The organism is Clostridium sp. MSJ-8, from assembly GCF_018918325.1.
GTDB lineage: Bacteria > Bacillota > Clostridia > Clostridiales > Clostridiaceae > Clostridium.
This window is the reverse complement of the sequence record NZ_JAHLQH010000007.1, coordinates 20,537-44,943: the sequence shown is the minus strand read 5'-3', so window position 1 is coordinate 44,943 and position 24,407 is coordinate 20,537. Positions and strand designations below refer to the sequence as shown.

21 protein-coding genes and 1 other annotated feature are annotated in these 24,407 nt (G+C 28.6%); of the genes, 17 read left to right on the top strand and 4 right to left on the bottom strand.

All coding sequences use genetic code 11. From position 1 onward, the window contains the following. Window positions 1–325: 325 nt before the first annotated feature. Window positions 326–1,714, bottom strand: coding sequence for an asparagine--tRNA ligase (gene asnS, locus KQI77_RS00965; RefSeq protein ID WP_216387471.1), 1,389 nt, complete (start codon window positions 1,712–1,714; stop codon window positions 326–328). Between the two features lie 49 nt (window positions 1,715–1,763). Continuing rightward, window positions 1,764–2,017 (bottom strand) — a binding site (T-box leader). A gap of 111 nt (window positions 2,018–2,128) precedes the next feature. Here asnS and KQI77_RS00960 point away from each other — a divergent pair. From KQI77_RS00960 to KQI77_RS00950, 3 genes are all read left to right on the top strand, one after another. Then, window positions 2,129–2,557: a hypothetical protein gene (locus tag KQI77_RS00960; RefSeq protein WP_216387470.1), complete on the top strand. Its 429-nt coding sequence runs from the start codon at window positions 2,129–2,131 to the stop codon at window positions 2,555–2,557. A 114-nt stretch (window positions 2,558–2,671) separates the two neighbouring features. Then, the gene (locus KQI77_RS00955; protein ID WP_216387469.1) at window positions 2,672–3,223 is read left to right on the top strand and encodes a hypothetical protein; all 552 of its coding nucleotides are present in this window, start codon (window positions 2,672–2,674) and stop codon (window positions 3,221–3,223) included. Between the two features lie 18 nt (window positions 3,224–3,241). Beyond that, window positions 3,242–3,790 carry a YcxB family protein gene (locus KQI77_RS00950; RefSeq protein WP_216387468.1) on the top strand — a complete coding sequence of 183 codons (549 nt, stop codon included), beginning with the start codon at window positions 3,242–3,244 and terminating at the stop codon, window positions 3,788–3,790. A gap of 71 nt (window positions 3,791–3,861) precedes the next feature. Here the strand turns inward: KQI77_RS00950 and KQI77_RS00945 are convergent, their stop codons facing one another. The 3 genes from KQI77_RS00945 to murC form a co-directional block, all read right to left on the bottom strand. Further along, complete coding sequence (locus tag KQI77_RS00945) at window positions 3,862–4,560, bottom strand: metallophosphoesterase (protein ID WP_216387467.1); 699 nt, start codon at window positions 4,558–4,560, stop codon at window positions 3,862–3,864. Between the two features lie 45 nt (window positions 4,561–4,605). Then, entirely contained in the window at window positions 4,606–5,424 is an 819-nt protein-coding gene (locus KQI77_RS00940) for a purine-nucleoside phosphorylase (RefSeq protein WP_216387466.1), read from the bottom strand. Window positions 5,425–5,521: 97 nt separating this feature from the next. Continuing rightward, window positions 5,522–6,895, bottom strand: a complete 1,374-nt coding sequence (gene murC / locus KQI77_RS00935) for a UDP-N-acetylmuramate--L-alanine ligase (RefSeq protein ID WP_216387465.1) — start codon at window positions 6,893–6,895, stop codon at window positions 5,522–5,524. Window positions 6,896–7,082: 187 nt separating this feature from the next. Between murC and purR the strand changes: the two genes are divergently transcribed. From purR to KQI77_RS00865, 14 genes are all read left to right on the top strand, one after another. After that, window positions 7,083–7,898 carry a pur operon repressor gene (purR, locus tag KQI77_RS00930; protein WP_216387464.1) on the top strand — a complete coding sequence of 272 codons (816 nt, stop codon included), beginning with the start codon at window positions 7,083–7,085 and terminating at the stop codon, window positions 7,896–7,898. 122 nt (window positions 7,899–8,020) lie between these two features. After that, window positions 8,021–8,311, top strand: coding sequence for a septation regulator SpoVG (spoVG, locus tag KQI77_RS00925; protein ID WP_216387463.1), 291 nt, complete (start codon window positions 8,021–8,023; stop codon window positions 8,309–8,311). Window positions 8,312–8,465: 154 nt separating this feature from the next. After that, entirely contained in the window at window positions 8,466–9,833 is a 1,368-nt protein-coding gene (gene glmU, locus KQI77_RS00920) for a bifunctional UDP-N-acetylglucosamine diphosphorylase/glucosamine-1-phosphate N-acetyltransferase GlmU (RefSeq protein WP_216387462.1), read from the top strand. A gap of 60 nt (window positions 9,834–9,893) precedes the next feature. Beyond that, window positions 9,894–10,853 carry a ribose-phosphate diphosphokinase gene (locus KQI77_RS00915; protein WP_216387461.1) on the top strand — a complete coding sequence of 320 codons (960 nt, stop codon included), beginning with the start codon at window positions 9,894–9,896 and terminating at the stop codon, window positions 10,851–10,853. Window positions 10,854–11,089: 236 nt separating this feature from the next. Beyond that, on the top strand, window positions 11,090–11,776 hold the full coding sequence (locus KQI77_RS00910; RefSeq protein WP_216387460.1) for a response regulator transcription factor: 687 nt from the start codon (window positions 11,090–11,092) through the stop codon (window positions 11,774–11,776). Continuing rightward, on the top strand, window positions 11,777–13,189 hold the full coding sequence (locus tag KQI77_RS00905; protein WP_216387459.1) for a cell wall metabolism sensor histidine kinase WalK: 1,413 nt from the start codon (window positions 11,777–11,779) through the stop codon (window positions 13,187–13,189). It abuts the gene before it with no gap. A 21-nt stretch (window positions 13,190–13,210) separates the two neighbouring features. Further along, the gene (locus tag KQI77_RS00900) at window positions 13,211–14,281 is read left to right on the top strand and encodes a S1C family serine protease (protein WP_216387458.1); all 1,071 of its coding nucleotides are present in this window, start codon (window positions 13,211–13,213) and stop codon (window positions 14,279–14,281) included. A 59-nt stretch (window positions 14,282–14,340) separates the two neighbouring features. Beyond that, entirely contained in the window at window positions 14,341–14,910 is a 570-nt protein-coding gene (pth, locus tag KQI77_RS00895) for an aminoacyl-tRNA hydrolase (protein ID WP_216387457.1), read from the top strand. A 21-nt stretch (window positions 14,911–14,931) separates the two neighbouring features. Further along, window positions 14,932–18,435, top strand: coding sequence for a transcription-repair coupling factor (gene mfd, locus KQI77_RS00890; RefSeq protein WP_216387456.1), 3,504 nt, complete (start codon window positions 14,932–14,934; stop codon window positions 18,433–18,435). A 101-nt stretch (window positions 18,436–18,536) separates the two neighbouring features. Beyond that, a complete protein-coding gene (locus KQI77_RS00885) occupies window positions 18,537–19,547 on the top strand; it encodes a peptidyl-prolyl cis-trans isomerase (RefSeq protein WP_216387455.1) in 1,011 nt (336 codons plus the stop codon). Window positions 19,548–19,810: 263 nt separating this feature from the next. Continuing rightward, complete coding sequence (locus tag KQI77_RS00880; protein WP_216387454.1) at window positions 19,811–20,818, top strand: peptidylprolyl isomerase; 1,008 nt, start codon at window positions 19,811–19,813, stop codon at window positions 20,816–20,818. A gap of 165 nt (window positions 20,819–20,983) precedes the next feature. After that, window positions 20,984–21,985, top strand: coding sequence for a SurA N-terminal domain-containing protein (locus KQI77_RS00875; RefSeq protein WP_216387453.1), 1,002 nt, complete (start codon window positions 20,984–20,986; stop codon window positions 21,983–21,985). 258 nt (window positions 21,986–22,243) lie between these two features. Continuing rightward, complete coding sequence (gene spoVT / locus KQI77_RS00870; RefSeq protein WP_253289288.1) at window positions 22,244–22,798, top strand: stage V sporulation protein T; 555 nt, start codon at window positions 22,244–22,246, stop codon at window positions 22,796–22,798. 59 nt (window positions 22,799–22,857) lie between these two features. Beyond that, a complete protein-coding gene (locus KQI77_RS00865; RefSeq protein ID WP_216387452.1) occupies window positions 22,858–24,390 on the top strand; it encodes a polysaccharide biosynthesis protein in 1,533 nt (510 codons plus the stop codon). The last annotated feature ends 17 nt before the right edge of the window (window positions 24,391–24,407 follow it).

Sequence of the window (24,407 nt, the reverse complement as noted above, 5' to 3'; positions counted from 1 at the left end):
ACCTTGTTTTTCTGGAACCGGGATGTTTCAAGAACTTATAGGATTTTTTATATCCTATTTATTGTTCCCTTCCTTTGTTCTAACTACGTTATACCACTACTTGTTAGCACTGTCAAGTGGTGAGTGCTAATTATTTTGTTACAAATTTATTAAGTAATATTTTGGTTGTTATTCTTATAATAAAAAAGTAAAGATCCCATTAAAAATGCTATACTGTCTGAGCTTTAGCAAGTTTATAGCATTTAGGGACCTTTACTCTTTTTTTATATTAGTAAATACTTGATGATATTATTTACTTAAACATATAATACATTGATACTAATCATTAGAAATCAGATTGTCCTGTAGTTCTAGGGAATGGTAATACGTCTCTGATATTGCTCATTCCAGTTAAGTACATAATTAATCTTTCGAAACCTAAACCAAAACCTGAATGTTTTGTTTGTCCGTACTTTCTTAATTCTAAGTACCACCAGTAATCTTCTTCTTTAAGACCTAATTCAGCCATTCTAGCTTTTAATACATCAAGTCTTTCTTCTCTTTGACTACCACCTATAATTTCTCCAATTCCAGGTACTAAGCAGTCAGCAGCAGCAACTGTTTTATTATCGTCATTTATTCTCATATAGAATGCTTTAATATCTTTTGGATAATCAGTTACAAATACTGGTCTCTTAAAGTGTTCTTCAGTAAGATATCTTTCATGTTCAGTTTGAAGATCTATACCCCATTCAACAGGATATTCAAATTTTCTTCCACAGTTTTTAAGAATTTCAACAGCTTCAGTATAAGTTATTCTTCCGAAGTCAGAAGTAATAACATGATTTAATCTATCTAATAGTCCTTTGTCAACGAATTGATTAAAGAAAGCCATTTCTTCAGGACATTCATCTATAACATATTGCATAACATATTTTAGCATATCTTCTGCTAATTCCATGTCATCTTCTAAATCTGCAAAAGCTATTTCTGGTTCTACCATCCAGAATTCAGCTGCATGTCTAGCTGTATTAGAATTTTCTGCTCTAAATGTAGGTCCAAAAGTATAGATATTTCTAAATGCTAATGCAAAACACTCACCATTTAATTGTCCTGATACAGTAAGATTTGTTTCTTTACCAAAGAAATCTTGTTTATAATCTACTTTTCCTTCGTCATTTTTAGGAATATTTTCTAGAGGTAAAGTAGTTACTCTAAACATTTCTCCAGCACCTTCACAGTCACTACCAGTTAATATTGGAGTGTTTGTATAAACAAATCCTCTATCTTGGAAGAACTTATGTATTGCATAAGCTGCAACTGAACGAACTCTAAATACTGCTGAAAAAGCATTACTTCTAGGTCTTAAGTGAGCAATAGTTCTTAAATATTCAAAAGAGTGTCTTTTCTTTTGTAGAGGGTAATCAGAATCAGACATACCTTCTAGAATTACTTCTTTTGCTTGAATTTCAAATGGTTGTTTTGCATCTGGTGTTGCAACAAGTGTACCATTTACTGTTATAGATGAGCTTATTGGTAATTTGGAAATTTCTTTAAAGTTAGATAATTCATTACTAAAAACTACTTGAACATTTTTAAAGAAAGAACCATCATTTACTTCGATAAATCCAAAGGCATTAGAAGCTCTAAGAGTTCTAATCCAACCAGAAATCGAAATATCTTGTGATAAATATTTATCAGTTTCTCTATATAGAGATTTTACTAAAGTGTTCATAAATAATCCTCCTAAAAAATAATAAGTAAAAAAAAATTCGTTCCTAAAAAAATAGGACGAATGAATAATTTCGCGGTACCACCTAAATTGCTATAAAAATAGCCTCTCTACATAACATATAATAAATATGCTCTAGTTGTAACGTACTAGCAACGTCTAAGTCTACTGATATTCTATAAAAAAGAATACGTTCGGTTAGAGACTCCAAGATGTTCTTCAGATATAAATATCGTACAAGGCTTACACCATCCCTCACTCGCTAAGACTACCTTTATAACTTACTCTTCTCTTCATAGTCTGTATAACATATATTTTGATTTTACAATACTTTACTTACAAAAGCAAATATTTATAATAACATTTTAGAAAATAAAGCATAGACTATATATAGATTTATTTAATAGGAGTAGTTAAATGAAAGGAACAAAAATATTAGAAAGAAAATTAGATAAGTTAAATACATTAAAAGGTAGGTTGATAGATAATTCATTTAGGAATAATAATGAAAAGGTTATTGAAGATATCAAGGAAACAGTAGAGGATTTAGAGGCTATATTGTTAGATATGGAATATATTAAAGAAGATAATGAAGATACAAGTGCAGATAGTTATAGAACTTATAGGAGTTTTAGGGATTATGATACATTTACTGCAGAAGAAGTGCAGAAGTATAATGGAGTAGATGGCACACCTCTATATATAGATATAGAAGGCAAGGTATATGATGTATCTAATAAACTTCCAGATAGTGTAGAGGATACAATTGATAATATTAAAAGTTATTATGAAGATAATAGAGAATTACTAGAAGATTGTACTCAAGTTGGAGTGTTAGAAGAATAAAGGGATACAATAAAGCTATGATAATTTAGTAGAAATAATCATAGCTTTTTTGTATAATAATATTGGAAAACGTTTATATAATATATTTGTGTGTGAATATATAGGGGGAATAATATGAAGATAAGTTATGACAATACTAAAGAAACATATGCTGATATGGCTTTAATGAAGATATATTATAGTAGAAAACATATACTTAAGTGCATATTTATGTGTCTTCTTGTAGCTGCTTTTTTTGGAATGTTATGTTTATTAACATATAATAATGAAGTAGATGTATATGGTTCTATGAGAGATTCTATGAGTGCAGTATTACTTGTATATATAGTATGCGGAATATTGTGGATTATAGTAGTTCCTATGTTATATTGGAAGCTTAAGTCAGCAGTGATTTATAAAGAGATAGAGAAGCTTTCTTTTAGTCTTGAAGGACAGAAGACAATTGAATTAGATGATTGTGAGATAGTTGTAAGAGATAATAATTTTACTAAGCATATAAAAATGCAAGGAGTAAAGGATGTTATTGTAAGAAAGAAATTTATTGATATCAAGATAAAAGGACAAGAAGATTTGACTTTTCCTACTACAGCATTTTCAGATGATAATCAAAAACAAGAGTTTATAAGAATAATTACTGAAAAAACATCTAAGAATGTCAATGAATAATATGTGGAGGAAAAGAATATGAAGTTAAAATATAAAAATAATATTGATAAGTTATTTGAATTCTACAAATACTATCTAAATAATCAAAAATCAATAAAAAAATATAGATTAATAAGAAATATAATATGGATTCCTATAGGATTATTAATATCTATAATAATAGGTATATCTAAAAGTGGATTAATGATAGCACATAATAAGATAGAGAGAGAAGATATAATTATTATACTGTTACCACTTTTTATTGGAATATTAATAGTTTTATTAATAAAGTTATTAACAGGAGTTGTTAGAAGAGAAAACTTCGAAGATATGCTTAAAGAATATGAAATTGATGATAAAACTTTAATATCTGTTGAAGTTTTAGAGGATGGATTAAAGGTTAAAGGTAAATTCACTGAAACTGACTATTCATGGAATTATGTAGATAAGGTAGTTAAAAATAAAGATTCTATATATATTGTATTTAAAGACAACAAAGGATTAGTAATTCCTATAGATGCATTTAAAGAAGAATCATTAAAAGATGATTTCTGTGATGAAATAGAAAAATATATAAGCAAATAAAATTACTGAATAGATTTTGTGGGAGAATTTTAATGTTCTCCTACAAAATCTATTCTATTTTAATCTTTGTTTTATTCAAGACCAGTCTCATAACTTCTTATAAGTGATGATGGGAATTTTAACATTTCCATGTCTTTCATTATACCTTTTACATCGTATTCCACTTCTCTAAAATTATAAGTAACAGTTCCATCGTTATGTATATCTAAAACACAATATGTAGAAGTTGGACGTCCATGTTTTGGTTTTCCAACACTACCATCATTAATAAGTAATTTATCACCATAATATTTGGCATAAGGAATGTGAGTATGAGCACATACAAGAATATCTTCTTGTAAGTTTTTCATTATTTCTTCGTTATTTTCATTATCTTCATGCATATATTCATTTATTGCGTTAGGGCTACCATGAACAAATTTAATTTTTTTGTTATTGAATTCTAGAGAAAGGGATGTTGGAAGGTTATCTAGATAGTATCTGTTTATTGCACGTAATTCTTCTACAGTCCAAGGAAGAGAAAAAGAATTAATGGATGTTTCTCTAATATATGAAAAGGCATTATTTACAACGGAAGCATCATAATTACCTTTTATACATAATATATTTTTTCTTTTTATAAGAGATATGGTTTCGTTTGGATGAGGACCATATCCTACGAGATCTCCAAGACAAATTGTACAGTCAACCTTTTGGTCATCTATATCTTCTAAAACTCTCATAAGAGAGTATATGTTTCCGTGTATATCTGATATAATAGCTAATTTCATTAAAAAACCTCCTTATAAAGTGTATATATTTATTGTAGCACTTGTTTAAATATTTTTAAGTATAGTATTCATTAATTTTATGAAGTTAGTTTTTACTCTGTTAGATGTTTCTATAACTTCTGAATGAGCTAGAGGTTTATCTAGTATTCCAGCAGCCATATTAGTAAGACAAGATATTCCCAAAACATTAATGTTGCAGTGATTAGCAATTATTACTTCAGGAATAGTAGACATTCCTATGGCATCAGCTCCTAATATTCGAGCCATTCTTATTTCAGCTGGAGTTTCGTATGTTGGGCCGCTCATCATCATATAGACGCCTTGTTTAATATCAATACCTAATGAGGAAGCTGAAGTAAGAGCAATATTTTTCAAGGCAGGATCATAAGCTGTTGTCATATCTGGAAATCTAGGGCCAAAATCATCAAGGTTTTTACCTATTAGTGGATTAGCACCAGAAAGATTGATATGGTCAGTAATTATCATTAAATCTCCAGGAACAAAAGAAGTATTAACAGCACCAGCTGCATTAGTAACTATTAATGTTTTTATTCCTAATAGTTTCATAACTCTTATTGGAATTGTGACTTCAGCCATATTATATCCTTCATAATAATGAAATCTTCCATCCATAGCAATAACAGTTTTATCTTGTAAAGTTCCTATAACAAGTCTACCTTTATGTCCTTCTACAGTTGATACTGGGAATCCAGGGATATCACTATAAGAAAAGAATTCGGGATTTTCAATAGAATCAGCAAGAGAACCTAGACCAGAACCTAATATTAGACCTATAGATGGAGTGTATTTGCTTTGATTTAAAATATATTCTTTTGCTTTTAATATTCTTGTAAGTAAATCCATAAAAAATCACCTCTAAAAAGTTATTTATAATTAAAGTATATAAAAGTACCGATAACTAGTAAATAAGTTATCGGTAAAAATTTCAATAAAAGTTTAATTATTTTAAAAGCTTATCTGCAACAAGAACTACATCACCAGCACCTACTGTTAATACAATATCGTCTTTGTTAGCATGTTCTTTTATATAATTTGCTGCTTCATCATGTGAATGAACGTTGATACATTTTACACCAGTTTTTCTTATAGCATCTCCTAGTTCATCTGATGAAACTAATCCAGTATCTTTTTCACGAGCTGCGTATATATCCATAAGAATTAATTCATCAGCTTCATTAAATGCAGTTGTGAATTCATCGAATAATGTTTTAGTTCTAGTATAAGTATGAGGCTGGAATATACAATATATCTTATTATGCTTTAGTTTATTAGCTGTATTAAGTGTTGCTTTTATTTCAGCAGGATGGTGAGCATAATCGTCAATAACTGTTGCTCCATTAAATGTTCCTTTAAATTCAAAACGTTTATGAGCACCTTTGCAGTCTAATAAACTTCTTGAAATTATCTCAGTAGGAATCTTGAATATTAATCCTACAGCAATTGCAGCTAATGCATTTAAAATGTTATGCTTACCAGGGTTAGATAATTCTACTGAAAATAATTCAGAATTGTCTTTTACAACTGTAAATGAAGCACAACCTCTAGAATTATAAGATATATTTTTAGCTACTAAATCTTCATTATCAAAACCATAAGATATTGTGTTGCAAGATACTGAGTCTAAGATTTTCTTTACTCGTTTATCTCCACCAAAACCTATAAGATATCCATCTTGTGGAATGAGTTTAGAGAATTTAGTGAAAGTTTCTGTAATATGATCTATATCTCTATAATAATCTAGATGATCAGCATCAATATTTAAAATTATTCCTATGTATGGGAAGAACTTAAGGAATGATTCTTTGTATTCACATGCTTCAGTAATGAAGTAATCACTTTTTCCTATTCTATAATTTCCGTTTATAAGGTCTACTTCACCACCTACTAATATAGTAGGGTCTAATTCAGCTTCCATAGTCATATAAGATATCATAGAAGTAGTTGTTGTTTTACCATGAGTTCCAGATACAGCAACATTATATTTATGACCCTTCATTATCAAACCTAGGAACTCAGCTCTATCCATAAGTTGAATATTTTGTTCTTTTGCAGCTACTAGTTCAGGATTATCTGCAGGAATTGCAGCAGTATATACTACTAAATCTACATTCTTTAGATTACTAGCATCATGTCCAATGTATATTTCAGCTCCCATATTCTTAAGTGCCTTTATAATTTCAGAATCTTTAAAATCAGAACCTGAAACAGTATATCCATTATTTAATAGCACAGCAGCAAGACCGCTCATGCTGATACCACCGATACCAATAAAGTGGATTTTCATATGTTTATCTTTTATAAAATCAAACGACAAGATAACATCCCCTTTTCAATGAGTTTTAATTCTACATTTTAATTATATACATTTTTTTAGATTTGAACACATTAACATAAGAAAAAGTTAAAAATATATAATTGAAAAACCACAAGGAATAGAATAAAATATGAATATTAGAAAAAAAATAATAAAAAAAGTTCGTGTTTAAATAGGTGGTTTATTTATGGAGAAGTTAAATAGAAACAGTAGGGTAGTAGCTATAACAAAGATATTAACAGAGAACCCTAACAAGATAATAGGGCTTAGTCAATTTGCATCTTTATTAAATGCTGCAAAATCCACTATTAGTGAAGATATTGTTATAGTTCGTGAGATTTTAGAGAAATTAGAGCTAGGAAGTGTTGAAACAATAGCTGGTGCTACAGGTGGAATAAGATATGTTCATAAGATAAGTAATAATAATGGTAAAAAATTTGCTGAGGAATTATGCACATTAATAAAAGATAGTAAAAGAGTTATAGCAGGAAATTTTATATATATGACTGATGTTATGTATAATCCAGATATTATAAGTAAAGCTGGAGTAATTTTATCTTCATGTTTTGAGAAGGAAGATATTGATTATATAATTACAGTAGAAACAAAAGGAATACCTCTTGCTTATGAAGTAGCTAGAAATTTAGGCGTGCAGTTAGTTATAGCAAGAAGAGATGCACAAGTTACAGAAGGGGCAACAATGACAATTAATTATGTATCTGGAACAAGTGGTAAGCTTCAACAGATGTCTTTATCTAAGCGTTCTATGAAAGCAAATAGCCGTTGTATATTTATAGATGATTTTATGAAAGGTGGAGGAACTGCACTTGGAATAAAAGAATTATTAAAAGAATTCAATAGTGAATTAATAGGAATAGGTGTATTAATTGATAATAAAGAAGTAAAAAAGAAACTTATAGATGAATATGTATCAATTGTTGAATTAAGATCTGTTGATTCTGACATGAAAATTGATATTGAGCCGTCAAAATTATTCAAATAATCCTATATTTTTGGATAATTAAAGAAAAACAGAAAAAATTATAAAAAAATACTTAAAAAAAGAAGGAATTTGACAATACGTGGAGAACTTTTAATACATAAAGCAACTGGAGGTGGAGTGAAATGCAAATCACAGACGTTAGAATCAGAAAAATAGCTACTGATGGAAAGATGAAGGCTATCGTTTCTGTTACTTTTGACAATGAATTTGTTGTACATGATATTAAAGTAATTGAAGGTCAAAATGGATTGTTTATAGCAATGCCTAGTAGAAAGACACCAGATGGTGAATTTAAGGATATTGCACATCCAATTAATACTGAGACTAGAGAAAAGATACAAGCATCTATTCTATCAGCTTATGAAGAAGCAAAGATTGAAGAATCAAGTGCTGAAACAAGTTCAGAAGAATAATAAAAGGAAGATTACCTTCCTTTTATTTTTTTGCCTTAAATTAAGTTATGGTTGAAATAAATACCCCTTTCCAATATAATATTATAAGGAATTATTCTTTTTAAAATACATTTTTAGAAAAATATAATACCATTAAATTTCACGAGGTGATTTGATGTATAAATGTGCTTTGATATTAGCAGCAGGGCAAGGTAAGAGAATAAAATCTGACATGCCTAAAGTTTTACACAAAGTATGTGGCAAAGAGATGGTTAAACATGTTATAGATAACATTAGAACAGCTGGAATTCAAGATATAAACTTGATTATAGGAAAAGGTGCTGAGCTAGTTAAAGCAAGCACAGAAGATAGAAATGTTTCATATTCATTACAGAAAGAACAACTTGGAACTGGAGATGCAGTTAAAGCTGCTAAGGAATTCTTAAAGGGAAAAACTGGAGTTGTGGCAGTTTTTTCAGGAGATTCTCCATTAACTAAGGTAGAGACTATAGAGAGACTATTTGATGAACATATAGAGAACAATAATTCAGCAACTTTACTTACAGCATTTGTAGATGATCCAACAGGATACGGTAGAATTATTAGAGACGATGTTGGAGTAAAAGAAATTGTTGAACATAAGGATTGTACAGAAGAGCAGCTTAAGATAAATGAAATGAATGCAGGAATGTATTGTTTCAATATTCAAGATTTATTAAGTGCATTAGATAAATTATCTAATAATAATAATCAAGGAGAATATTATCTTACAGATGTAATAGGAATATTAAAATCTCAAGATAAAAAAATAGGAGCTGTTGTAACAGATTATGAAGATACAATAGGTGTAAATTCTAGAATTCAATTAGCTGAAGCAGAAGAAATTCTTAGAAAAAGAATCAATAAAAAACATTTAGAGAATGGAGTAACACTTATTGACCCTAAAACAACTTATATAGGCATAGATGTTACTATAGGAAAAGATACAATTATTTATCCTAATAATATTATTGAAGGAAAAACTACAATTGAAGATAATTGTTTGATATTGCAAAATTGCAGAATTAAGGATAGTATAATAAAGGAAGGTGCTGAGATACAAGCATCAGTAATATTAGATAGTACGATAGGTAATAATACTACAGTAGGACCATTTGCATATATAAGACCTGAATCTACTATTGGTAACAGTGTTAGAATAGGAGATTTTGTAGAAATTAAGAAAAGTAGTATAGCAGATGGAACTAAAGTTTCACATTTAACATATATAGGTGATGCTGAAGTCGGTAGTAATTGCAACTTTGGTTGTGGAACAGTAGTTGTTAACTACGATGGAAAAGAAAAACATAAAACAATAATCGGTAATAATAGCTTTATAGGATGTAATACTAATTTGGTTTCTCCAGTAGTTGTTGAAGATAATACCTATATTGCAGCCGGCTCAACTATAACATCAGAGGTGAAGAAAGGTGATTTAGCTATAGCTAGAGCTAGACAGACAAACATTGAAGGTTGGGTAGAGAAAAAGGGTTTAATGAAATAATAATATAGATTTATACCACAAAAATATACTTTTAAAAGATTTAAGGAGGTCTTCATATTTATGTTATCCCATGGTAAAAAGATAAAAATATTTACAGGGAATTCACACCCAGAATTAGCTAAAGAAATAGCAAGTTTATTAGGTCTTCCAGTTGGAGATGCTAAAGTAGGAACTTTCAGTGATGGGGAAATTAGTGTAGATATTAATGAAAGTGTTAGAGGAACTGACGTATTCTTAGTTCAGTCAACTGGAGCACCAGTTAATAACAATTTAATGGAACTATTAATAATGATAGATGCATTTAAGAGAGCATCAGCAGGTAGAATAACTGCCGTAATCCCTTATTACGGATATGCAAGACAAGACAGAAAGGCTAAGTCAAGAGATCCAATTACAGCTAAATTAGTTGCTGACTTATTAACTGCAGCAGGTGCAGACAGAGTATTAACAATGGATTTACATGCTGCTCAAATTCAAGGATACTTCAATATTCCAGTTGATCACTTATTAGGATCACCAATATTAGCTAAACACTTTGTAGAAAAAGGATATGCAGATCAAGATGATGTAGTTGTTGTATCACCAGACTTAGGAAGTGTAACAAGAGCTAGAAAGTTTGCTGATAGTTTACATGCACCAATAGCTATAATAGATAAGAGAAGACCTAGAGCAAATGTTTCAGAAATAATGAATATAATTGGAGAAGTAGAAGGCAAGAGATGTATTCTTGTAGATGATATGATTGATACAGCAGGAACTATATGTAATGCAGCTAATGCATTAAAAGATTTAGGAGCTAAATCAGTTAGTGCTTGTTGTACACACGGAGTTCTTTCAGGACCAGCATTTGAGAGAATAGAAAATTCAGCAATTGAAGAATTAGTAATGTTAAATACATTAACATTACCAGAAGATGTTGATAAAGATAAAGTTACTTCTATTTCAGTAGCACCAATATTTGCAGAAGCAATTAAGAGAATATATTACGACGAAGCAATTAGTAAATTATTCGAAGGCTAATATATTTACATAAAAGATGGTTACATTTTTAGTAACCATCTTTTTTTGCATAGAAAAATATTAAGGATGTATGGTATAGTATAATTAATTACTACAAATGTGAACGATATGTGGTACATGATGAATAAATTGTAACAATTTATTTAAAACTGTATAAAAACTATGAAAAAAGTGATAAATTTATATTATATAATTGTAGAAAGAAGAAAATAAAGGAAATGGAGTGTTAGGGAATTATGGAAGGAAATTTAGGAGTAGTACTAATTGTTGACGATGATACAAATATTTGTGAAGTAATAGATATGTATCTAAAAAGTTCGGGATATGATACTAGAATAGCTAATGATGGTAAGGCAGCACAAGATTTATTTGCAGAATGTAAGCCGGATTTAGTTCTTTTAGATATGATGCTTCCAAACATAGATGGTATAGATGTCTTAAAGTGGATAAGAAAGGACTCAGCAACACCAGTAATAATGTTAACTGCAAAGGGTGATACATTTGATAAAGTTTTAGCATTAGAATTAGGAGCTGATGATTATGTGGTAAAACCTTTTGAACCAAAGGAATTATTAGCAAGAGTTAAGGCTGTAATGAGAAGGTATTCAGTTGAAAGTTCAAATGAAGATATATTACATTTTAATGATTTAGTTATTGATGCTAGTTCATACAATGTTGTTTATAAAGGTCAAGAAATAAAAATGCCACCAAAAGAATTTGATTTATTATATTATTTAGCATGTAATAAGAACAAAGTTTTTACAAGAGAACAATTATTATGTGAAGTATGGGGATATGATTACCCTGGAGATTCAAGAACAGTAGATGTTCATATAAAGAGATTAAGAGAAAAAATAAATGGTGGAGACAACTGGCAGTTAGAAACTGTATGGGGTGTTGGATATAAATTTGAGGTGAAGTAGATGAACAAGAATAGTTTGCTATATAAGATAATAACTAATTTTACAGCTATATTAGCAATTATTTTAGTAGCATCATCAATTATTTTAACATTTGCCTTTAGAAGCATATATTCATCATATTTCTATGATAAATTAGAAAAGCAAGGAGAAATAATTACTGATTTGGTAAATACATCTCTTGTTGAAGGTGAAAGCTCATATAAAAGTCTTCAATTGATTCTTGATAATGTAAAGGATGTTATGGATACAGATGTATTAGTTTGTGACAATATTGAATTTGTTTATGCAGGTTCAAAAGAGATAAAAAAAGAAATGTCTAAAACTAAAATATCTATAGATGAGCAGTATGCCTCAAAACTACAAAACAATGAAATTGTAAAAGATGGAGAAGTTAAAACAGGTGATTCATCAAAAGAAGCTTATTTAAAGCCTATTTTTAAAAGTGATAAGTATTGGGGAGCAATTATATATATGCCTTCTGATTCTGTTATGAATGGCTATTTATTTAAGGTGTATAAAATAATTTGGATATCTACTTTGGTAACTCTTGTTTTAGCTGTAGCAGGTGCTAATTATTTAACTAAAAAGCAATTAGTTAATCCGTTAAAAGAGATTTATTTAGTTGCAAATAAATTAGCAAGAGGCGAAGTGACTAATAGAATTCAAGTAAAATCTAATGATGAAATAGGAGAACTTGGAAGATCGTTCAATTTAATGGCTGAGTCTCTAGAAGCAGTTGATACAAATAGAAGAGATTTTATATCAAATGTATCTCATGAACTTAGATCACCTATTACTTCTATGAAGGGATTTATAGCAGGAATGTTAGATGGAGTTATCCCAAAAGATAAAGAAAATTATTACTTGAAATTAGTTTATGATGAAATTAATAGATTATCTAGATTAGTAAATGACTTATTAGATATATCATCAATGGAAGTTGGTAAGTTTAAGTTAACTATAATGGAAGTTGATATAAATGCTTTGGTTAAAAGGTGTTTGCTAAATATTGAAAGCAAAGTAAAAGACAAAGGTATTCATATTAATGCATCACTTGAAAATGAACATTTATATGTGTATGCAGATAGTGATAGAATAATGCAAGTATTAACTAATCTATTAGATAATGCAATAAAATATGGTGGAGAAGAAGGAATAATAAGTGTAAGTACTAGAATAAAAGGACCTAAGGTTCATGTAGCAGTTTATAATAAAGGATCTAAGATGACTGAAGAAGAAATGGCACATATATGGGATAGATTCTATAAGTCAGATAAATCTAGAACTAACAAGGAAAGCACTGGATTAGGACTTCCAATAGTTAGATTGATTATGACTCAACACAAAGAAGATGTGTGGGTAAGAAATGAAAGAGAAGGAGTAGTATTTACTTTTACTCTTGCAAAAGTTTAGTTGTATAGAAGTGGAGGATACATGAAAGATAATAGCCAAAATGATAATGATAGGCTAAATATAGAAAGTAAGCCCTTAAGAAAAAATTTCTATAAAGTGATAACTATTGTAATTATAATAGGAATTATAGCTTTGGTGGGGATAGTTACTAAATTTATTATAAACAATAATAAAGATGATTTAGATAAAAATAAAGAAAAGAATAATATAGAACAAGCTAATGAAGAACAAAATATAGGTAATATGTATACTGATATTAGTGAAAAAGTATCTAAACATTTAGTAACAGTTTCATCTAGTGATGATTTAAATGATGAATCGAAAAATATTACTGGAATAATTATAAGTGAGGATGGATATATAATTACTAATTATTCTCCTTTAAAGGATTCTAATAATATATATGTATCAATATATAATAAAAAAGTTAAAACATTACAAGCAACTATAATGGTTTATGATGAAGATTTAGATATTGCACTTCTAAAAGTTCAAGATGATACATTAGAACCAATAGATTATCAAGAACGTGACATAATTAATGGAGAGAATGTGCTTATAGTAGGAAAAAATAAAATTCAAAATGATACTAGTATGATATCAAATGGAATAGTTACTTCTCAAATAAAGATTAATGATTCAATTTCTCTTATAAGAACAAATGCTATCATTAATAACGATAACACAGGTGGTATATTGTGTGATATTGAAGGGAAATTAATAGGGATTGCAAGTAAGAGCCTAAGTAATAAATATAATGATAATGGGTTGTATTGTTGTGTTGGAATAAAGCAAATACTAGAGATGATTAATAAAGATAGTGATATAGGAATACAAGGTCGTGCTGTTTCTGAATCTGGAGAAAACTCTTTTAAAGGCGTATATGTAGAAAGTATAGAAAAAAATAGTATAGCTGAAAAGTCAGGATTGCATGCAACTGATATTATTGTATCAATAGAAAATAAACCAGTTTCTAATATGTATGATGTCTATACTGCATTTAAGGAAAATGAATCAAAAGATGTTATAGAATGTGTTATATATAGACAATTGCAAGAAAAAACAATACAATTAAATATGAATGAAAGTTGAGAATGTTTAATTAAACATTCTCAATTTTAAATTACAACAAAATAGAAGGAGATAATAAAATGTTCTTAATAGTAGGATTGGGAAATCCAGGTGATGAATACAACAATACAAGACATAATATTGGCTTTGCATCAATTGATAGAATAGCTAATAAGTATAATATAGAGATAAATAGGGAAAAATTTAAAGGTATGTACGGTGAAGGATTCATAGAAAATGAAAAAGTCATATTATTTAAACCTATGACGTATATGAATCTCAGTGGAGAAGCAATTAAACCATTAATGGACTTTTATAAGTTAACTACAGATGAAATGGTTGTTATATATGATGATATAAGCTTAGATGTTGGAAAATTACGTATTCGTGATAAAGGTAGTGCAGGTGGGCATAATGGAATTAAGAATATAATTGCACAATTAGGCACAGAGGTTTTTCCTAGAATCAAGGTCGGAGTAGGTAAGCCTAAAGGGGATTTGATTAAACATGTTTTAGGAAAGTTCTCTTCAGAAGAAAATGAAATATTAGATAAGGTTTTAGATGTAGTTTTATCTTCAACTGAAACTATAATAAGTTCTAGCTCAAAAGAAGCAATGAATAAATTTAATGGATTTAATGCAGCTTTATAATTTGTAAAGGAGGTTACATGAATGAGATTAGGAGGGTTAATGCAGCCCTTAGTGAATAATGAAAAGTTTTTAAAGATTTTATCGTATATAGATAAGCAGAAACTTTTTGAAGTTCAAGGATTATCAGATTCGTCTAAGAGTTATTTGTTAAGCAGTATATATGAAGAAACTAAAGGGTCGTTAGTTGTAATTGCCGATAATGATATAGAGGCAAAGAATATATATGAGGACCTTAATTTGTTCTGCACTAATGTATTTTATCTTCCATCTAAAGAAATGGTGTTCTATAACATAGATGCTATTTCAGGTGATTTGCGATGGGAAAGATTAAAAGTAATAAAGGAGATTTTAAATAAAAAGAAAAAAATAATAGTAACAACAGTTGAAGCTTTTGTTCCGTATTATACTCCTATAAAGTTATACAAAAGTCATAAGATTAAGATAAAGTTAGAACAACAGATAGAATTAAAGGAATTAGCCAAAGTATTATTAGAAGCAGGATATGAACGAGTGGATATGGTTGAAGGAAAAGGAGAATTTGCATTAAGAGGGGGAATATTAGATGTATACCCAGCGGATTCTATTTATCCATATAGAATAGAATTATTTGGTGATGAGATAGATTCTATAAGAACATTCAATGTAACTTCTCAGAGAAGTATAGATAAGGTAAAATCTATAGATATATTCCCAGCAAAAGAGATAATAACAGATGATTCTATAATAGAAAAGGCTATAGATAGAATATCAAAAGAGTTAGATGAAGTATCTAAAAATATAAAAGATATAGAGAGAAAATCCAAATTAAGGCAAACTGTAAATAAAAATTTAGAAACTCTTAGAGAAACAAGAACTTTTGAAACAATAGATAGCTATCTTCCTTTAATATATGAGGAAAAAGAAACTCTTTTTGATTATTTAAAGGATTACACTTATGTTATAGATAGTAAGGTTAGATGTAAAGGCAAAATAGATAGTACGTATCTAGAATTTTCAGAGAATAGTTCGATATTCTTAGAAAGAGGGGATATTCTTCCATCCCAAGTTAAGTTAGCTATAGATAAAGAAGAATTAATTGATTGTATAACAGCTAATGCCAATTTAGTTCTTGAAGAGATAGAAAGTAATAATACTTTTTTGAAAACTAATAATATAGTTGAATTAAGGGGCATTAGCTTAAGTAATTATCAAGGTCAATTAGATTTATTGATAGAAGATATAAGAAGCAAAAAAGAAAAAAATTATAAAATCTTAATTTTATCAGGAACTAGAGTCAGAGGTGAAAGATTAGTTTCTACATTAAGAGATAGAGGAATAGAGAGTTTTTATAGTGATAAAATAGACAATATAGAAGATGGGCAAGTAGTTATAACTTTTGGGAATTTATTAAAGGGCTTTGAATGTGATGAATTAAAGGTCTGTATAATATCAGATAAAGAAGTATTTGGAGAAGCTAAAAGAAAATTAACTAAGAAAAAAGGCACTAAAAAAGGTGTGTCTAAGATAAAAAGTTTTACAGAATTAAAACCTGGAGATTATGTAGTACATGTTAATCATGGAATAGGTATATATAAAGGGATAAAGCAGATAGAAGTTGGTGGAACCAAAAGGGATTATCTAGATATAGTTTATGACAAAGATGATAAACTATATGTTCCAGTTGAACAATTAGATATGATACAAAAATATATAGGTAGTGAAGGAAAGTCACCAAAGATTAACAAATTAGGTGGAAATGAATGGCAGAAAGCTAAGTCGAAAGTAAAAAATTCAGTTAACCAAATTGCTCAGGAATTAGTAAAACTATATGCAGAAAGAAGTGCTATAAAAGGTCATAAATTCAAAAAGGATACTGAATGGCAGAGACAGTTTGAAGATGAATTTCCTTATGAAGAAACACCAGACCAAATATCATCTATAGAAGATATAAAGAAAGATATGGAATCTGATAAGGTTATGGATAGATTATTATGTGGAGATGTTGGATATGGTAAGACAGAAGTTGCTGTAAGAGCAGCATTTAAGGCAGTAATGGATGGAAAGCAAGTTGCCTTTTTAGTACCAACTACAATTCTAGCAGAGCAACATTATAAAACTATGAAAAAGAGATTTTCAGATTTCGCTGTTAACATAGATATGATTAGTAGGTTTAGAACAGCAAAGGAACAAAAACAAACACTTCAAAAATTAAAAGAAGGAAATATTGATATACTGATAGGAACTCATAAGCTAGTATCAAAAGATATTGTGTTTAAAGATTTAGGATTATTAGTTATAGATGAAGAGCAGAGATTTGGAGTAGCACAAAAGGAAAAGATAAAAAGTTTAAGTAAAAATATAGATGTATTGACACTAAGTGCAACACCTATTCCGAGAACTTTGCATATGTCTCTAACAGGTGTTAGAGATATATCAGTAATAGAAACTCCACCTGAAGAAAGATATCCAATTCAAACTTATGTTGTTGAACAGAATGATCAACTTATTAGAGATGCTATTCTGAGAGAAATATCTAGAGATGGGCAAGTTTATTTTGTATATAATAGAGTTGAAAATATAGCTAAAATAGCTGCATATATTCAGAATTTAGTTCCTGAAAGCAAAGTATCTATAGCACATGGACAGATGACAGAGAGGGAATTAGAAAAAGAAATGATATCTTTTATGGCAAAAGAATCAAATGTTTTAGTTTGTACTACAATAATTGAAACAGGTATAGATATACAAAATGTAAACACAATAATTATTTTAGATGCAGACAAGATGGGACTATCACAATTGTATCAATTAAGAGGAAGAGTAGGGCGTTCAAATAGAATAGCATATGCGTATCTTTTATATACTAAAGATAAAGTACTTACAGAAGTTGCTGAAAAGAGATTAAAAGCATTAAAAGATTTTACTGAATTAGGTTCTGGATTTAAGATTGCTATGAGAGATCTAGAAATAAGAGGCGCAGGTAATATAATGGGTTCTGCACAACATGGACATATGGCTACAGTTGGATATGATTTATATTGCAGAATGCTAGAAGATGCAGTTAAGCTTATAAAAGGTGATATAGAGAATGAACCTATTGAAACTACTATTGAACTTAAACTTGATGCATACATTCCATCTAGTTATATAGAAGACGAATTACAGAAGATAGAAGTATATAAGAAGATTGCGGCAATAGAAAATATTGAAGATTATGAAGAAGTAAAGGGAGAATTAGAAGATAGATATTCTGATATTCCTACAACGGTTATTAATCTTATGGATATTGCTTATATAAAAGGTAAAGCAAATTCTATTTTGGTTGAAGATATAAAAGAAGATAATGAAACTGTAAGCTTTAGATTCAAAGAAGGGGATAAAGGCTATAAAGCTGTCTATGCAAAGTTATTACAAAAATACAAAAATGATATTGTATTACAATTTGGACAAAAACCAATATTTATAGTAAAGGTTCAAGATAAAAAGAAAGAAGATGAACTTAAGTTTTTAAAAGAAATAATTGACTATATAACAAATAAAGAATAAAATTATGTATAACAAACTTATTTATTTGAAATAATAAAAAAATATTGTTATACTGTTTGTGTGTGAAAAACTAGCAACAAAATAGAAATGAGGGAAAAATTTTGAGAAAAATAAAAAGATTAGTATCTATTGCATTAACAAGCGTAATGTTATTTACATTAGCAGGTTGTGATTTTGTAAAAAGAACAGAAGAATCAAAAGGTAAGACAGTTCTTGCAAAAGTTGATGGTGAGAAAATAACAAGAGATGACGTAGATAAGTTATTAACATATACTTTGAATTCATACAAGTCTTATTATGGCGATGATTATGAGAACAATGATGATATAAAAGATCAATTAAAACAATTAAGAGAGCAAGCTATAGACAGTTTAGTTGCAGAAAAAGTTTTAATGGCTAAGAAGGATGATCTTAAAGTTAAATACACTAAAGAAGAAATAGAAGAAGAAGCTGATGAATCAGTTAGTTATTATAAACAATATTATACAGATAATGATAAATTCTTAGAATTTATCAAATCATACGGATACAAAAATGAAAAAGAATTTAAGAAGTATTGGGAAAAACAAGCTAAGCTTTCTCGTATAGCAGAAGCTATGGTTAAAGATGTTAAAGTAACTGATGACGATATTCAAAAATATTATGATAAAAACAAAGATTCATATACTTTAAATCCTGGTGCTTATGTAACTCATATAGTATTTACAGATTCATCAACAGGAGAAGCTGATGCTAAAGCTGCTAGAGAATTAGTATTACAAGGAAAAACATTTGAAGAGATTGCTGCTATGGATGAATACAAGGATAAATGTAAATACGAAGATCTAGGACATCAAGATTTTGAAAATAATACATCATTAGTAAGTGAATTTGTTGATGGGTTCAAGAATTTGCCAGAAGGTCAAGTTTCAGAACCAGTTCAAACTTCATACGGATGGCATTTAATATTAACAAGTAATATTAATTCAGAATCTGTTACTCAATCATTAGATGAAGTAAAAGATGAAGTAAAGTCAACTGTTTTAAATGAAAAGAAGAGTGAAGAATACACTAAAAAATTAAAGAAATACAAAAAAGAAATTGGAGTTAAAACTTACAAGGATAGACTATAATTTTTAAGATAGAAAGGTTACTTAAGTATAGGTAGCCTTTCTTTTTTATATCTAAGAAACTATATAATAAATAGATAAACTAAAAATTGTCATAATGCATGAGTAATTAAAATAGAGATGATTTTATAGATAAAAGAATTTTTACTCAGTTATGAGCATGAAAAAGGTTAGTAAATTAAATATAAATTGAAAAAAGAGGTTATTATTGATATACTATACCTATGTTATTTTTTAGAATAAAGAATGAAAAGCGAGGGAGAAAAGTGAAGAGGATAAGAAAAAGTATAGCAGCTATAATAAGTTCTATAATGTTATTTTCATTAGCAGGATGTAATATGATAGAAAAAACACCAGAAGCTATTGCAAAGACAGTGTTAGCTAAAGTAGGTGATGTTAAGATAACAAGAGGGGATGTAGATAAGCAATTAGCTAGTACTCTTGATTACATGAAAGAGCAATATGGAGATGATTATGAAAATAATGAAGATGTTATAGAAACTCTTAAGTCTTACAGACAAAGTACTCTAGAATCATTAGTTGAACAAGAAGTATTAAGACAAAAAATGAAAGACTTTGATATTGATTATTCAGATGAAGATTTAGAAAAAGATGCAAATGAAAAAATAGAAGAAGCTAAGTCTAATTATGATGATGAAAAGGAATTTTTAAAAGAATTAAAGAAAGCTGGATATAAATCAGAAGAAGCGTATAAGAAATATGTTAAAGAGCAACTTAAGTTAAATAAAGTATCTGAAGCTATGGTTAAGGATGTAAAAGTTACAGATGATGAAGTTAAAAAATATTATGAAAAAAATCAATCATCTTATGTTACTAAACCAGGAGCTAATATAACTCATATAGTATTTACAGATGAAACAACAGGAGAATCAGATGCAAAGGCTGCTAGAGAGTTAGTTTTACAAGGAAAAACATTCGACGAAATTGCAGCTATGGATGAATACAAGGATAAGTGTAAATCAGAAGATTTAGGTTATGTTGAATATGACAGTACATCTTATGATTCTGATTTTATGGCAGGAATACAAGACTTAGAAGAAGGTAAAGTATCAGAACCAGTTAAATCAAGCTTTGGATGGCATTTAATAATTGCAACAGGAATACAAAAAGAAGAAGTAACTAAGACTTATGATGAAGTGAAAGATGATATAAAGAGTTCTTTATTAAATACAAAACAACAAAATAAATATAAAAGTAAAATGAAGAAATACAAAAAAGAATTAAAAGTTAAAACTTACGAAGATAGATTATAATTATTTTAAAAAGAAGCAAATGCGTATAGACATTTGCTTCTTTTTATTTGTATTTATGAAATATCATTTGTTAGGCGGATAGTTCAAAGGTAATATAGGAATGTATAAAAAATATGGTATACTAGGTATATAAGAAAACGTTTTTATAGGTTTGGGGGAATAAGTATGAAAAGAAGTAAAGTGTTAAAGACTTTATTAGTGGCTATATTAATTGGTTCATCATTAGTTGGATGTAGTTTCGTGAAGAAATCAAATGATTCAAAGGATAAAAAAGTAGTAGCAGAGGTAGAAGATAAAAAGATAACTAATGCAGATGTAAATCAAGCTATGTATCATGATATACAAACATATATACAACAATATGGTAAGAATTATGAAGAGAAAATGGGAGACGAACTTCAGAAACAAAAAGAAAGTGTATTAAATAGTTTGGTATTAGATGAAGTTGTGTTAGAGCTACAAGATAAGTTTAAAGTAAAATTTGATAAAGAAGATATGAATAAATATGTAGAACAAACAATTGAGGATTTTACTGAAAAGCTAGGTAGTGAGTATTCGTTTGATGAATATATAAAATCTTATGGATATACAGATAAGAGTTTCAAGAAGTATTTAAAGAAACAATATAAGATAGAAAAAATAAAAGATGCTATGGTAGGCGATATTGAAGTATCTGATGCAGAGATAAAAGATTATTATAATGCGTATAAATCTCAATATGAAGTAAAACCAGGAGCTTACGTTAAACAGATAGTATTTAAATCAGATGTTACTGGTGAAGAAGATGCAAAGGAAGCTAGGGAATTGATATTAAATGGGAAAAGCTTTGAAGAAGTTGCAGCTATGGATAAGTTTAAAGATGATACAGTAGTTGAAGATTTAGGATATCAAGAATTTGAAGATAATGATAGTTTAGTTTCTAATTTAATAAATGGATTCAAGAATTTACCTGAGAATCAATTATCAGAACCTATACAAACTAATTTCGGTTGGCATTTACTTATTAATACAAAAGTATATTCTGAAGCAACTACATTACCTTTAAATGATGTAAAAGATGATATTATAAAAGAATTAAAATCTCAAAAAAGAGATAGTGTTTATAAAGAAAAAGTTAATAAATATCAAAAAGAATTAGATATAAAAATATATAATGATAGACTATAATATAACTTACATTATAGGGTTTCATAAATAGCATAGTTTTATTAAGTATTTATAAATATAAAAAATTAAGTTGGCTAAATGTTGTAAATTTACTAAAGTTTATACAGTACAACATTTTAAATGCTAACTTATTTTTTTATAGGCAAATATATTAAATTTTATTTTGATTTTTGTTCCTCTATAAGTGTATAAAATTTCTAATATATCAAATAATATTACTGACAAATAAATATTTAACTTAAGGAGGAAAATATAAGAATGAAAGCTACAGGAATTGTTAGAAGAATAGATGATTTAGGAAGAGTTGTTATTCCTAAAGAGATAAGGAGAACTTTGAGGATTAGAGAGGGGGATCCTTTAGAAATTTTTACAGATAGGGATGGAGGAGTTATATTGAAGAAATACTCGCCTATTAGTGAACTTGCTGAATTCTCTAAGGAATATGCAGAGAGTATTAATCATGTTACAGGTAATATTGTTATAGTATGTGATAGAGATGAAGTTATATGTATAAGTGGTGGTAGCAAGAAAGAGTATTATGAGAGAAAGGTAAGTAATTCATTAGAAGAAGCTATGGATGGTAGAAGTACATTGGTACTAACAGATAATGTTATTCCTTTGATTCATGACGAGGAAGGTGATGATGTTAAAACATTGTATTCATCACAAGTAGTAGCTCCTATTATAGCTAGTGGAGATGCTATAGGTGCTATAGTGATTTTTTCCAAGGATGAAACAAGTAAGTGTGGAGAAACAGAGAAAAAATTATTAGATATAGCATCTAATTTCTTAGGAAAACAAATGGAGTCTTAGAATAATACCTCCAAATTATAAATAAAGATAACATATATACTTTGATTTGGAGGAGTTATATGAATAAGCAATCTTTGATTAAAGGAAGTTTGATATTAGGTATAGCAGGAATAATAACTAGATTTTTAGGACTTTTCTTTAGGTGGCCATTAATTATGTTGATAGGCGATGAAGGGGTAGGGTATTATCAAATGTCTTACCCGCTTTATATGTTTTTTGTAGCAGTAGCATCAGGAATACCAGTTGCTATATCTAAACTTATATCAGAGAATAATGTACTTTCAGATTATGAAGGTAATTTTACAGTAATAAAAGAAGCAAGCAAGTTAATGGCTATTTTGGGTATAGGGACTTCAATGGTTTTATTCTTGTTTTCGAAACAGATAATAAGTTTTTTAAGATGGGATGAAAAATCATATTATTCATTGATAGGGATATCCATTGCTCCGGCTATAATATCTTTTTTGACAGTGTTTAGGGGCTTTTTTCAGGGATATCAGAATATGACTCCTTCTGCAATATCACAGATATTAGAACAAATAGGACGAGTTGTAGTTGGTGTTGGATTAGCAATTCTTTTTTTACCAAGAGGAATTGAGTATTCAGCGGGTGGAGCTGCACTTGGAGCAGCAGCAGGTGGACTATGTGCACTTATATATTTACTTCTAAAATTTCTTAAAACTAAAAGGTCTTTAGGTATAGAGAAAGTTAAAAGCGATAGTAAAATTTTAGACAAGATAATTAGAATAGCAATACCTATATCTGTAGGGGCTTCAGTAGGTACAATAATGAATTTGATTGATTCTATAATAGTACCTAAGAAACTATTAGAAGCAGGTTTCTCTAGTAGAGAAGCAACTATATTATATTCTCAATTAACAGGTAAAGCTTCAGTTATTGTTAATATTCCACTTACACTATCTATGGCTATTTGTACCTCTTTAATTCCGATAGTTGCAGAGGTTTATATGTTGAAGAGGAAGCAAGAATTACAAGAAAAGATTGACATGGTAATAAAGTTATCAGTTTTAATATCTATTCCTTCTTTTTTAGGCTTATTTTATTTGGCTACGCCAATACTTAATATGATTTTCCCAGGAAGAGCTGGAGGAGGCAGTATACTTAGGTATCTTGCAATATCTATACCATTTATAGTATTAACTCAAACAACAACATCAATAATGCAAGGAATAGGGGAATATATGAAACCTATTTTTAGTTTGATTATTGGATGTATTATAAAAGTCATAATAACTAATATCTTAGTTCCATTAGAGAGTGTTAATGTATATGGAGCTGTTATAGGAACTATAGTTGCTTATATATGTGTAAGTATAATTAATATATTGTTAATTAAAGCAAAACTAAATATAAAATTAAATTTATACAACAATTTAATGAAGATAATGTATTCAGGAACTGTGATGATATTTTTTGTGGTATTTTCTTTTAATTATCTATATAGATGCACAGCAAACAATAATTTATCTTGCTTACTATCAATAGGAACAGGTGCTATAATATATTTATTGGCTATAATACTGTTTAAAGTATTTACGGTAGACGATATAAGAAAGAAAATAAAAAAATAAAAGATTGGAGAAATGTG